General features: G+C 40.6%; 9 protein-coding genes and 1 tRNA gene. 2 read left to right on the plus strand and 8 right to left on the minus strand.

The genetic code is table 11. The features are described 5' to 3' along the window. Positions 1–24 precede the first annotated feature (24 nt). Positions 25–1,650, plus strand: a complete 1,626-nt coding sequence (locus CS842_RS01615) for an acyl-CoA carboxylase subunit beta (protein ID WP_103327148.1) — start codon at positions 25–27, stop codon at positions 1,648–1,650. Positions 1,651–1,782: 132 nt separating this feature from the next. Further along, positions 1,783–4,386: an ATP-dependent chaperone ClpB gene (gene clpB, locus CS842_RS01620; RefSeq protein ID WP_103327150.1), complete on the plus strand. Its 2,604-nt coding sequence runs from the start codon at positions 1,783–1,785 to the stop codon at positions 4,384–4,386. Positions 4,387–5,224: 838 nt separating this feature from the next. On the opposite strand, the gene CS842_RS01625 is transcribed toward clpB, so the two are convergent. From CS842_RS01625 to CS842_RS01660, 8 genes are all read right to left on the minus strand, one after another. Further along, positions 5,225–5,298 (minus strand) — tRNA-Asp (locus CS842_RS01625). Between the two features lie 69 nt (positions 5,299–5,367). Then, positions 5,368–5,733 (minus strand): thioredoxin, encoded by a 366-nt coding sequence (trxA, locus tag CS842_RS01630; RefSeq protein ID WP_322746656.1) that lies wholly within the window; start codon positions 5,731–5,733, stop codon positions 5,368–5,370. Between the two features lie 26 nt (positions 5,734–5,759). After that, on the minus strand, positions 5,760–6,830 hold the full coding sequence (locus CS842_RS01635) for a M20 family metallo-hydrolase (protein ID WP_103327154.1): 1,071 nt from the start codon (positions 6,828–6,830) through the stop codon (positions 5,760–5,762). Beyond that, positions 6,821–7,594: an acetylglutamate kinase gene (argB, locus tag CS842_RS01640; protein WP_103327156.1), complete on the minus strand. Its 774-nt coding sequence runs from the start codon at positions 7,592–7,594 to the stop codon at positions 6,821–6,823. The genes CS842_RS01635 and argB overlap by 10 nt, the downstream gene beginning before the upstream one ends. Further along, entirely contained in the window at positions 7,578–8,543 is a 966-nt protein-coding gene (locus tag CS842_RS01645; protein WP_103327158.1) for an N-acetylornithine carbamoyltransferase, read from the minus strand. Before CS842_RS01645 ends, argB begins: the two co-directional genes overlap by 17 nt. Then, the gene (gene carB / locus CS842_RS01650) at positions 8,540–11,773 is read right to left on the minus strand and encodes a carbamoyl-phosphate synthase (glutamine-hydrolyzing) large subunit (protein ID WP_103327159.1); all 3,234 of its coding nucleotides are present in this window, start codon (positions 11,771–11,773) and stop codon (positions 8,540–8,542) included. Before carB ends, CS842_RS01645 begins: the two co-directional genes overlap by 4 nt. Next, positions 11,773–12,861 (minus strand): glutamine-hydrolyzing carbamoyl-phosphate synthase small subunit, encoded by a 1,089-nt coding sequence (carA, locus tag CS842_RS01655; protein WP_103327161.1) that lies wholly within the window; start codon positions 12,859–12,861, stop codon positions 11,773–11,775. Before carA ends, carB begins: the two co-directional genes overlap by 1 nt. Continuing rightward, positions 12,854–13,996, minus strand: a complete 1,143-nt coding sequence (locus CS842_RS01660) for an aspartate aminotransferase family protein (RefSeq protein ID WP_103328002.1) — start codon at positions 13,994–13,996, stop codon at positions 12,854–12,856. The genes carA and CS842_RS01660 overlap by 8 nt, the downstream gene beginning before the upstream one ends. Between the last annotated feature and the right edge of the window lie 8 nt (positions 13,997–14,004).

Here is a 14,004-nt window from a genome sequence, read left to right on the forward strand (position 1 = left end):
TAAAACATATATTTAAGATTATTAATGAATTCATTATTTAGAGAAAGAAAAACCAATTATAAATCCCTTATTTTAGAACTTAACAATCGTCTTAAAAAGGTTTATGAGGGCGGAGGGCAGGAGAAAGCTCAAAAGCAGCGAGCCAAAGGAAAGATGTCCGCCCGAGCTCGTACTGATTATTTGCTCGATAACAATAAACCTTCTATAGAAATAGGAGCCCTGTGCGCTTATGAAATGTATGCTCAACAAGGAGGTTGCCCCTCAGGGGGCGTTATTGTAAAGATGGGCTATGTAAGCGGGCGCCTTTGTCTGGTAGTAGCTAATGACGCTACCGTAAAAGCCGGTGCTTGGTTTCCTATGACCGCAAAAAAAAATCTGCGCGCACAGGAAATCGCTATGGAAAATCTATTACCCATCATCTATCTGGTGGACAGCGCCGGAGTTTACCTGCCCTTACAGGCAGATATCTTTGCCGATAAAGAACATTTCGGACGCATTTTTCGCAATAACGCCCGTATGAGCGCTCTTGGAATCTTGCAAATCGCAGCGGTTATGGGAAGCTGTGTCGCCGGCGGCGCTTATCTGCCTGTGATGAGCGATGAGTTGATTATCGTTGATAAGACGGCTAATATCTTTCTGGCAGGTTCTTACCTGGTTAAAGCCGCTATAGGGGAAACCATAGACAATGAAAGCCTTGGAGGCGCTACTACCCATTGTGAAATATCGGGAGTAGCCGACTATAAGACCAAAGATGACAAAGAGGCTCTTGATAAGATTAGAAATCTTATGGAAAAAACAGGAGCCCGAGAAAAAGCGGGCTTTGACAGAGCAGTTCCCTTGCCTCCGCTTAAACCTGCAGAAGAGATCTACGGTATCTTGCCTGAAAGTCGTGTAGAACCTTATGATATGCGTGAAATTATTGAACGTTTGGTGGATAATAGCGCATATGAAGAATATAAGGCCTTGTATGGTAAAACTCTCATCTGCTCTTATGCGCGTATAGAGGGATGGGCTGTAGGTATTATAGCTAATCAGCGCAAACTGGTCAAAAATAAAAAAGGAGAAATACAATTTGGCGGAGTGATCTATTCCGATTCAGCTGACAAAGCAGCACGCTTTATTGCCAATTGCAATCAGAAAAAAATTCCCCTTGTTTTTTTACAAGATGTTACGGGTTTTATGGTAGGTTCACGTGCTGAACAAGGCGGTATTATTAAAGACGGCGCTAAAATGGTCAACGCTGTAGCCAATTCGGTAGTTCCTAAGTTTACAATAATGATAGGAAATTCCTATGGAGCAGGTAATTACGCTATGTGCGGAAAAGCCTATGATCCACGTTTGATCTTTTCATGGCCTTCTTCGAAACTGGCTGTTATGGGAGAAGCGCAAGCTACTCAGGTGCTTTTACAAATGCAAAACGCTCATGGAAAATCAAGGTCTTTTAATAACAAAATATCTGATGAAAAACAATTGAAGGATATTCAACAGGCTTATCAAAAGCAAACTTCTCCTTACTACGCCGCTGCCCGATTGTGGAGCGATGCCATCATTGACCCTCTGCAAACACGCCTATGGATTAGCATAGGCATTGAAGCAGCTCAACATTCACCCATTACAGAGCGCTTTACTATGGGAGTGGTTCAAACTTAGTGATAAGATATTTTATAAGCACTTTTGATCTATTATGACATTTTGTCATATTATTTTCTCAAATACACCTCTGGAATTGGTTTTGACTGTTTTTTATCGCAATATGTTGATTAACAAAAACAGATAATTCTTATGAATCTCAATAAACTCACGATAAAATCGCAAGAAGCCTTGCAAAGAGCTCAGAGCATTGCCCAGCGGCTAAGTCATCAAACGATTGAAAATGCGCATCTCTTTAAAGGCATTTTAGATACAGATAATAATCTGACTCCTTTTTTATTAAAAAAACTTCAGGTAAATCCTAAAAATATCGAGCAAGGGCTTGATCGCTTGCTAAATAGTCTTCCCCGTGTAAGCGGAGATATCAGTCAGCATTTAAGCTCAAAAAGCCTGCAGACACTGAACCAGGCTCAGGTCTTATCGGAAAAAACCAAAGACGATTTCATCTCTGTGGAACATCTTTTGTGTGCGATTTTTCAGGCCGGCGATAACGTAGCTCAGCTCTTGAAAGATCAAGGCGTTACCGAGAAAAATTTTGAAAAACTTATAAAAGAGATCCGTCAAAAAAACGGTCCAATTCAATCACAAACTTCAGAGTTCACTTACAATGCCTTGGAAAAATATGCTAAAAATCTGAACAAATCAGCTCGGGAAAGCAAACTTGATCCAGTGATCGGACGCGATGAGGAGATTCGTCGTGTGTTACAAATCCTCTCGCGTCGCACTAAAAACAATCCCATTCTTATCGGAGAGCCCGGGGTTGGAAAAACTGCTATCGCTGAAGGTTTAGCCCATCGCATTATCAATGGAGATATACCTGAAAATCTGAAAGACAAACAGGTTTTTTCCCTGGATATGGGGGCTTTGATCGCGGGCGCGAAATATAAAGGAGAATTTGAGGAACGTTTAAAATCTGTAATCAAGGAAGTTACTCAGTCTGTAGGTAATGTCATACTTTTCATTGATGAGATTCATACTTTGGTAGGCGCCGGCTCAGGGGAAGGCGCCATGGACGCGGCTAATATTCTTAAGCCCGCTCTGGCTCGTGGAGAATTGCGTGCTATAGGAGCCACTACTTTGAGTGAATATCAGAAATATTTTGAAAAAGATAAAGCTTTAGAACGTAGATTCCAGCAAGTATATGTAGATGAGCCGGACGCCGAATCAGCCATTTCTATTCTCAGAGGGATTCGGGAAAGATATGAAACACATCATAAAGTACGTATTAAAGACGAGGCGATCATTGCTGCCGTGGAGCTCTCGCAACGTTATATCAGCGATCGTTTTCTTCCTGATAAAGCTATAGATCTTATGGATGAGGCTGCTTCTAAACTTCGTATGGAAATCAACTCTAAACCTGAAATCCTTGATATCCTGGATCGTAAAATCATGCAACTCGAGATTCAAATAGAGGCGATTAAACGTGAAAATGACGAAAAGCAGATGGTTTTTCTTAAGGAAGACTTAGCGCAACTCAATGAAGAACGCAAAGAGCTCAATGCGCAATGGCAACATGAAAAAGAGCTTGTAGAGGGTATTCAGAAGACCAAAGAAACAATCGAAGGTTTTAAAATAGAGGCCGAGCAAGCCGAACGCTCCGGAGATTATGGAAAAGTGGCTGAGCTAAGGTATGGTAGAATAAAAGAAGAAGAAAAAAGAGTAAATAACCTTGAAGAGCAGTTGCGTCAAAAAAATCAGGGGAAAAAGATGATTCAAGAAGAAGTTACACGTGAAGAAATCGCTGAAGTCGTCTCTCATTGGACTGGTATCCCTGTAAGCAGTATGCTGCAGAGCGAGCGAGAAAAGCTCCTGAATTTAGAGGACGAATTGCATAAAAGAGTAATAGGTCAGCAAACGGCTATAGAAGCCGTTTGCGATGCTATTCGACGCGCACGCGCAGGACTTCAGGATAAAAAACGCCCTATAGGTTCTTTTCTTTTTTTGGGCACCACCGGTGTGGGAAAAACAGAGCTTGCCAAAGCTCTGGCGGAATATCTTTTTGATGATGAAAATAATATGATACGCATCGATATGAGTGAGTATCAAGAGCGTCACACGGTGAGTCGTCTCATCGGCGCACCTCCAGGTTATGTAGGTTACGAGGAGGGTGGGCAACTTACCGAGGCCGTGCGACGTCGACCCTATTGCGTAATTTTGCTCGATGAAATTGAAAAAGCGCATGGCGATGCTTTCAATATACTTTTACAAGTGCTCGATGATGGACGGCTCACAGATAACAAAGGAAGAAGAGTAAATTTTAAGAATTCTATCATTATTATGACCTCTAATATAGGGTCTGAAATGATCCATGAGCACTTTGAGAGTATAGATTATCAAAAGGATGATAAAAAATTAGAAGTAATAAAGAAAGATCTTTTAGCACTGCTTAAGAAAACCATACGTCCGGAATTTATTAACCGTATAGATGAAATCATTCTTTTCAGTCCGCTCACTAAAGAAGAAATTTCTGATATCGTGCGCTTGCAACTCAAATCACTTACGAAACTTCTAGCGCAAAAAGACATCACAATGGAAACGAGTGTAGAAGCTATAAAATATCTGAGTGAAAAAGGTTACGATCCTTATTTTGGCGCACGTCCTCTTAAGCGTGTTATTCAACATAAGGTACTTAATGAACTCTCTAAAGAAATGCTGGCCGGGAAGATTTCCGACGGAAGCGTTTTATTAACCGATTATTTTAAAGAAAAAGGAATTGTCTTTCGAAAGCCTTCCTGATATTTAAAGCGAAGTAAAAATCCCTGATATGGGATTTTTACTAAAAACTATCCGATTAAGTAATTTCACTTAAAAGAAAGGATATTTTGTGAAATATTATACTTTCGTTAATTATAATTGTATTTTTAATATGATTCTATTTATAAACATTATGACGAATATGATGAAAAGGTTTTTAAAAAGTGTTAAATTACTTAACGACGGGATTTTCGTAAGAAGAGATCCCAAATATAGATTTGTTACCACCTATCCCGTAGGATAGATACGGGTATATAATCGTCAAAGATTAAATAAATAAAGAAGTCCGAAAACTGAAATAACAGAGGTTCGTAAGGATTAAAACTCATCGTTTTAGGATTACATAAACATTTTAAAAAAATTATAAAATATATTTTATAATAATCATAAAGATTATTATTTTCTATCGAATTTATATAAAATTTAATTTTTTCATTAAAAAAGTAGCGCTCTTATTTTTACCTATTTCTTCTCTATTCCTCGGCAAGACTACAAATCTCTATATCGTGATTTGAAGCATTCTTTTAATAATTCCAACAATTCCTAAACGCTTGTCTTCTAATTATATTTCTAAGGTTTTGAGAAAAGTACTTGTCCCTGACAATATTCGATCCGGTAAGGATAACAAAAGTATGTCTGTAAAATCTATATCATTGATTTGATCGAAAGTACTGTGCTTTTCCTTCCATTTTAAATTTTCTTTAGTATATGCAAACGGCAAAGCAGCAGTGCGTTGATAATAGCCATTCTTGTGAAAATCACTTGATTTGAATAAAAGAGTTTTACATCTGTCTAAACAATAAAAGGATACTATCTATAGCGGTCCGGACGGGACTCGAACCCGCGACCCCGTGCGTGACAGGCACGTATTCTAACCAGCTGAACTACCGGACCTTTTTGAGGGTGCGAATATACAATGTTTCGCTAAATTTTCAAGAGAAAATAAAAGTTTTTTGAAAATATCTAGACCATCAGCTTATCAAGCTGCTTTTTTAGATCCTTTTTTGAAGCCGCGCCCACCTTTCGATCTTTTTCTTCTCCGCCTTTGAAAAAAATCAAAGTAGGAATGCTTCGGATGCCATAGGTGGAAGATGTTTCGGGATTGTCATCTACATTTACCTTAACTATCAAAGCTTTTCCATCATATTCTTTTGAAATTTCGTCTATAACAGGCGACAAAGCTCTGCATGGACCACACCAAGGCGCCCAAAAATCAACCAAAACGGGTTTATCTGATTTAAGAACAAGTGATTCAAAGTCTTTATCTGTTACTTCTTTTGCCATAATTATTGATTTAATTCTTTGCCGTTCAGATTTAAGACAAAACACGTGCCATTAAAAAGAAGATGAAATCTTTAAAAGGAAAAATATTTCAATAAGTTTATGTAAATATCTATACCGCTCATGATTTCCGAGTATAATACAAATTCATTAGGGGTATGAGAGCGCGAACTCTCCCCCACTCCCATTTTAATGGTGTCAAAGCTCATGAGACTTTGATCAGAGAGCGTCGGAGAGCCATAAGTTTTTCTTCCTATCGACAGGGCTTTTTGCACAATAGGATGCGCTTTAGAAATTCTCGAGGAATTTAAGTGATAAGAGCGCGGCATAATTTCAGATTGTATATTCTTTCGAATATAATCCACTACTTCTTCATTGCGATATAACTCATTAGTTCGAATGTCCACTACATACCTACACGTATCAGGCACTACATTGTGCTGAATGCCTGCCTGTATTTGAGTGACGGTGAGTTTCATGGGACCCAATAGTTCAGATATCTTCTCAAAGCGAGAGTTCCGTATCCAGGCGATATCTTCCAAGGCGATATAGAGCGCATTCAGACCCTCTTCTCTGGCGGCATGACCTGTTTTTCCATAAGCGTAACAATCCAATACGATAACGCCTTTTTCAGCTATGGCCACATGCATGCCCGTAGGTTCCCCTACGATACCTAAATCAATTTTTCCAAGTTCAGAAAACAGGGATTTGATTCCCCTTTCCCCTGATATTTCTTCTTCAGCCGTGAGGGAAAGAATCAACTTATAAGACAATTCAGGCAATTGCTGCAGGTAAATAAAAGCGACCATAAGGGCTACAACAGAAGCACCTGCATCGTTAGATCCCAGTCCTGTAATACGATCTTCTTCAATCAAAGCTTTAAAAGGATCATTTAGCCAATTCTCACCCGGCTTAACCGTATCATGATGGGAGTTCAGCAGAATCTTTCGAGCTCCTTTGGGATGATTATAGCTCTCGGTCCATATGTTATTGTATTTGCGCTTAACCTGAATATTGTATTCAGATAAAAAGCTCATTAAAAGCTCGGCGGTTTTGTGCTCTTCTCTGGATAAGGAAGGTGTTTGAATGAGTTGTTTCAGCCACTCTATCGAGCGAGTTTTGAGTTGCGATAGATCTACAGGCATAAGATAGTTTTCTCTTTCGGGTGATTTAGAAAAGTCGGATGACCTATACTTACTTGATAAACTCCTTTATTTAAGGCCTCAAAAGCGTTTTGCAATTTTGGAATCATCCCCTGGCTGATAACTTTCCCTTGCTTGAGTCTTTGAAATTCTGAAAAAACTATTTTTTTAAAATAAGAATTTTCCTCCTTAGGATTTTTTAATACTCCTTTTTTCTCAAAACAATAATGCAGACACACTTTCTCTTTTTCAGCTAAGGCAATTGCCAGAGTGCAAGCGACAGTATCGGCGTTGGTATTTAACAAAGTGCCCTTTCCATCATGAGTGATAGCGCAAAACACCGGTATGAAGTCTGAGTTTGTGAGCTCTTTAAGAGCCGCTTTGTTAACGCTGTTCTCATTAAGATCACCTACGCATCCGTAATTTATAACTTTCGATACTCTTTGGGTAGCGCATATCAAATTAGCATCAGCTCCGGAAAGACCCAGGGCATTACAGCCCATCGCTTGTAGCTTTGCCACTAGGGTCTTATTGATAAGACCTGCGTAGGTCATCACTACAATATCAAGGGTCTGGGCATCGGTAATACGACGCCCTTCTATTATTTTCGGCTGTATTCCTATCTTTTCCGAGAGTCTGCTCGCAGCGCTCCCTCCACCGTGTATGAGAATTTTATTACCCTTTAAAGCGTAAAAACTCTCAAGGGCTACGCTCAATAGATGACTATCATCGATAATTTGACCACCTATCTTAACGATATGCAGCATGGCATTTATTAATTAGCATCCTTTTAAAAACTGCCTGAGCGGCGAATATACGATTCTGAGCCTGTTGCAAAACTACAGAAGTGTCAGCATCCAAAACTGCATCTTCCACCACTATATTTCTCCTTACAGGAAGGCAATGCATAAATTTGGCATGATTTGTAAGCGCCATTTTTTTAGAGGTGATCATCCAGCGACTATCTTTGCAGAGGATTTGCCCATAATCGTTATAAGCGCTCCAGTTTTTCGCGTAAATAAAATCCGCCTCTCTGAAAGCTTCCTCTTGATCATAAGTAATGTGAAGATCTTTAGCGAATTCTTTATCCAGTTCATAACCCTTGGGATGAGTTATGATAAGATCCGTATTTCTGAGCTTAGAAATCCATTCCAAAAAAGAATTGGGAACCGAATGCGGCAAAGCCTTTGGATGAGGCGCCCAACTCAATACTACTTTGATTGGCTTTTGAGAAGGACGCAACTCTTCAATAGTCATGGCATCGGCCAAAGATTGCAAAGGATGGCGAGTAGCGCTCTCTAAACTTACCACGGGCACGCGAGAGTAACGCTCTATTTTTTTAAACAAGACCTCCTGGTAATCGTTCTGCTTGTTTTTAAGTCCGGGAAAGGTGCGCACGCCCAAAATATCGCAATAAAGACCTATCACTTCGATAGCTTCTTTGATATGCTCCTGGGTATTTTCCATCATCGTACCGTCGCTCATCTCAATTTTCCAGGAATCATGATCGATATTTAAAACCCAAAGATCACAGCCTAAATGAAAAGCAGCTTTCTGACTGCTCAGGCGCGTGCGCAAGCTCGGATTAAAAAATACCAGACCGATCGTTTTATTATTTCCAATAAACTGACCATAGGGATCTTTTTTAAGCAAAAGGGCTTCTTTTACCAAATCAGGCACATCGGGTACATCCGCTACGCTAAAGAATCGTTTCATTCGTTTAAATTTTCTAAAAAATAATCTTTCCACTCCGTTATGGCCAAATTCTCAGAAGCCCCCTCGCAAAAAGCGCGTACAAAAGCGCGAGCCAAACGCGCATTGGTTAAAAGCGGTATATTAAAATCCACCGCCGCTCGCCGAATGGTGTAATCGTTATCCAGTTCAGACTTGCTCAGATTTTTCGGAATATTGATGATCAAATCTAATTTCCTCTGACGGATATAATCCAACACATTCGGAGAACATTCTCTATCGGGCCAATTTAAATAAACAGAAGGCACATTATGCTTCTTAAGAAACTCATGAGTGCCTTCTGTAGCAAAGAGACAATAATCTTTAGCAGATAAAAGTTTAACTGCTTCTAAAAGATCGAGTTTCGAAGATAAAGGTCCGCCTGAGATTAATATATTTTTCTCAGGTAGGACATAACCCACTGCTAACATGGATTTGATAAGGGCTTCGTCGAAGTTTTTTCCCATGGTACCTACCTCACCGGTAGAGGCCATATCCACACCAAGAACCGGATCGGCGCCTTGAAGTCTTGAAAAAGAAAATTGTGAGGCTTTAATACCTATATGATTTAAGGTAAAAAAATCCGATTCACGTTGTTCATAGGGTATTTTTCCTAACATTACCTCAGTGGCGAGTTGAATCATATTAAATCCCGATACCTTAGAAACAAAAGGAAAACTTCTTGAGGCTCGAAGATTGCATTCAATTACCTGAAGGCGGTTGTTTTTTGAAAGAAATTGAATGTTAAAAGGACCTGAGATTTCAAAATGTTTGGCGATCTTACGCGCGGTGCGCTCTACTTGCTTTAAAGTAGAGAGATAAATATTTTGGGGAGGATATACTAAAGTGGCATCCCCTGAATGCACACCAGCAAACTCCACATGTTCCGAGATCGCGTGATAGAGAATCTCTCCCTGATAAGCTACAGCATCGAGTTCGATTTCCTTGGCATTTTCAATAAATTCACTCACCACTACCGGATGCTCTAGAGAAAGCGCCACTGCTTCTTTCAGATAGTGCGCCAGCTCTTCCGAATGAGACACTACATTCATAGCTGCGCCTGATAAGACATAAGAGGGTCGAATCAATACAGGATAACCTACTTGATCTATAAAATCACAGATGGCATCTATTGTTGAGAGCTCTCTCCAGCGCGGCTGTCGTATTCTAAGCTCATCTAATACTTTAGAAAACTTATAACGATCCTCCACGCCATCTATGGAAAGCGCTGAGCTTCCCAGGAGCCTTTGGTCATTTTTATGCAATTTCAGCGCTAAACTATTAGGAATCTGCCCTCCCATAGACACAATGGTTCCCTTGGGATCTTCGAGCTCGAGAATATCCAAAACGCGCTCCAAGCTGATTTCCTCAAAATACAGGCGATCGCATTCATCAAAGTCCGTACTGACGGTTTCAGGATTGCAATTGATCATTACCGATCGATAATCTTCTTTGCGTAGCGTTTTTAAAGCATTTACGCAACACCAGTCAAACTCTACGCTGCTTCCTATCCGGTATACCCCTGACCCTAAAACCACTACTGACTGACCATCCTTCTCATAGTTAATATCATGACGTGAGGCGTGATAAGTCATATATAAATAATTGGTTTTCGCTGGATATTCAGCAGCCAGAGTATCGATCTGACGAACGTACGGGAGTATACCCAGGGCCTTTCTTTGTAGACGAAGAAGATGGGCCATGGATTTTGAATTATCTTGGGAATTAAGGATTTGGGCGATCTGCAGATCTGAGAAACCTTGCTTTTTGGCCAGATACAATAGTTCTCTGGGTATTTGAGCGGAAGTTGTGTATTGACTTAAAAGCTCTTTGGTTTGATGAATATTGCGCAATTTGCAAAGAAACCAGGGATCGATTCGGGTTAATTCATAGAGCTTTTCTACCGTATAATGCTCATCAAAAGCTTCCTCTAAGGCTTCTATTCGCCGATCGGTAGGTTTTTGCAACCTCTCTTCTAGCATTTCTTTCTCTAAAGATTTCCTTCCTTTGAGATGCGTAAAGCCTTCCAGGCCGATATCGAGCATACGCAGACCTTTCTGAAGAGCTTCTTCAAAAGATCCTCCGATGGCCATGACCTCTCCTACGCTTTTCATGCTGCTGCCGATCTTATTCGATACTCCGTAGAATTTCTTCAGATCCCAACGCGGTAATTTGCAAACAACATAATCGAGTGCGGGTTCAAAAAAAGCCGAAGTAGTTTGATTAACAGTATTTTTCAACTCATGCAAGCCATAGCCAAGGGCCAACTTCGCCGCTATGAAGGCTAAAGGATAACCTGTGGCTTTCGAGGCCAGGGCGCTAGAGCGCGAAAGCCTCGCATTGATTTCAATCACCCGGTAATCTTCTGAATCTGTAGATAAGGCAAACTGCACATTGCACTCTCCCGTGATGCTGAAGCTTCTCGCAATGGCCATAGAAAGCCCGCGAAGCTTCTGATATTCGCTATTGGTAAGGGTTTGCGAGGGAGCTACTACTATACTCTCTCCGGTGTGTATGCCTATGGGATCGAAATTTTCCATATTGCAAACCGTAATACAGTTATCATAACAATCGCGCACTACCTCATATTCGATCTCTTTCCAGCCTTTTAAGGATTCTTCGATAAGAATTTGAGAAGAATGTACCAGGGCTTTTTCCGCCAGTTCTTTGAGTTCCTTTTGATTACCAGCAAATCCACTTCCGAGTCCCCCCAGGGCATAAGCGGCGCGGATAATTAAGGGAAATCCGATTTCTTGAGCTGCGACAAAAGCGTCTTGAATTGATCTTACCGCTCTGCTACGCGCGGTTTTTATCTGTAAACTATCGAGTCTGGCACGAAAAATATCACGGTCTTCACTAGCAATAATCGACTCTACAGAGGTGCCTAATACCTTAAGGCCATACTTTTTAAAAACGCCACTTTTAAAGAGTGCCACACCGCAGTTGAGCGCGCTCTGGCCACCAAAGGCAAGTAGTATGCCTTGAGGTTTTTCTTTTTGGATGACTTTCTCTATAAATTCAGGGAGAATAGGCAAAAAATAGATTTTATCAGCTACTCCCTCAGAGGTTTGCACCGTTGCGATATTGGGGTTCACTAAAACAGTTTCTATACCCTCCTCTTTGAGAGCTTTAAGGGCTTGGGTTCCCGAGTAATCGAATTCTCCGGCTTCGCCGATTTTCAGAGCGCCGGAGCCTATGATAATAACTTTTTTCATTAATGCGGAGTCTTAGCTTTATATTTTTCCATACGTTCTATAAACCAATCGAACAAAAATTCCGTATCCGCGGGACCTCCTGAAGCTTCGGGATGAAATTGAGCGGAGAAAAAAGGTTTAGACTCATGTAACAAGCCCTCGCAAGAACCATCGTTTAGATTCTTAAAGAGTACATTCCAGACCGGGGGCAGACTTTTTTCATTCAAGACATAGCTGTGATTTTGGGAAGTGATATAAGCCCGTTCGCTTCCTTTAAGTAAAACAGGTTGGTTATGGCTGCGGTGGCCATATTTTAACTTATACGTATCGCCCCCTGCGGCTAATCCCAGCAACTGATTGCCTAAGCAAATACCAAAAATGGGGCGATCCTCTGTAAGGGCGTACTGCACATGCTTAATAGTTTTTTGATAGGTCTTTGGATTACCAGGTCCATTAGAAAGAAAAAGACCATCGTAGATTTCACAAGTAAAATCGTAATCCCAGGGAACACGTGTTATCGTGCAATTTCTTCTAAGCAAACAGCGTAAAATATTGTTTTTCACCCCGCAATCCACAAGAAGCACTTTATACTTTCCATTTCCATAAACGGTTTTATCGACTATACACACTTGAGCTGCCAAATTCTCTATATTGGGATCATAAAAAGGGATATCGTTATTAACGATGATCTTTCCGAGCATCGTGCCTTGCTCACGAAGCTTTTGAGTGAGCGTGCGAGTGTCTATTCCATAGATTCCTGGGACATTGTTTTTTTTAAGCCAATGAGAAAGCTTATAAGCCATATTCCAGTGGTAAGGATCATGTGAATAATCCGAAATGATTAAAGCGTTGATATGAATTTTATTTGATTCATAAAATTCATCGATATTCTCAAGTTTTCGCTCTGAGGGTATTCCGTAATTGCCGATAAGGGGATAAGTGTATACCAAAAGCTGCCCTTTGTAAGAAGGATCGGTAAGACTTTCAGTATAACCTGTCATCGCCGTACTGAAAACCGCCTCCCCGGCGGCTGATAAGGGTGCTCCAAAATGATAACCGTTATACTCGGTCCCATCCTGAAGAAGAAAACGCGCTAGGGGATTATTCATGTTCAAAATAAACTAAAGCTTTTTTCAATTTTTTAATAAAATCTTCTGCCTGAACTCTCGAGAGGTTAAGGGGAGGTAAAAGACGTAAAATATGAGGATCCGTTGCGGTACCGACAAAAATTCTTTCTCTGCTTAACAGAATATTTTTTAGTGAGCTTATGGCAAACTCAAAGCGCAAGCCTAACATCAAACCGCGGCCGCTTATGGCTTTGATCTGGGGTATCTCTCGCAAGCCTTTTATAAGTATCTGACCAATTTTTTTGGAATTCTCTATAAGATGCTCTTTTTTTATGACCTGCAAAACGGCTAATCCGGCTACGCAAGCTAAGTAATTTCCGCCAAAAGTTGTGCCCAACATGCCATGAAAAGCCTTAAGATCAGGAGTAATCAAGACACCTCCCATAGGAAATCCATTGCCCATGCCCTTGGCTACGGTGATCAGATCCGGGCGGATGCCAGCTAGCTGATGAGCGAAAAAGTCTCCACTACGTCCATAACCGCTTTGAATCTCGTCCAGAATGAGGATCGTATCGTATTTACGGCAGCACTCTTTAAGAAAACGAAAGAACTCGATACCTGGATCAACGATGCCGGCCACTCCTTGAATTCCCTCTACAATAACTGCACATACATCGCCTTTTTTTAACTCCTTTTCAATTTTATCAAAGTCATGATGTTCTAAAAGAACCCGCTCATGCGCATCGTTAAAAGGGGTGATGATCCTGGGGCTATCCGTAATAGCCACCGCTCCGCTGGTACGTCCGTGAAAAGCTCCTTTAAAAGCGATGACTTTCTTTTTTTTATTATGAAAAGATGCGATCTTTAACGCATTTTCTACTGCTTCAGCTCCTGAGTTGCACAAAAACAAGTTGTAGGCTTCGTAGCCGGAAATCTTGCCCAATTCTTCAGCAAGCTCCTGCTGTTTAGGAATTTTAATAGCGTTGGAATAAAATCCGATATGCTCTATTTGCTCATTTAAAGCTTTAACATAGTGTGGATGACTGTGTCCTATAGAAATTACGGCATGTCCGCCGTAAAAATCAAGATACTCCTTTTCATCTTTGTCAAAAATCAGTGCACCCCGTCCTCTAATAAGTTCTATGGGCAAAGTGGGGTAAACGTCTAATAAATTCATTTTGTTAA

Source organism: Bacteroidetes bacterium endosymbiont of Geopemphigus sp., assembly GCF_002904345.1.
In the GTDB taxonomy this organism is placed as follows: Bacteria; Bacteroidota; Bacteroidia; order Flavobacteriales; family Blattabacteriaceae; genus GSPS2-BC2016.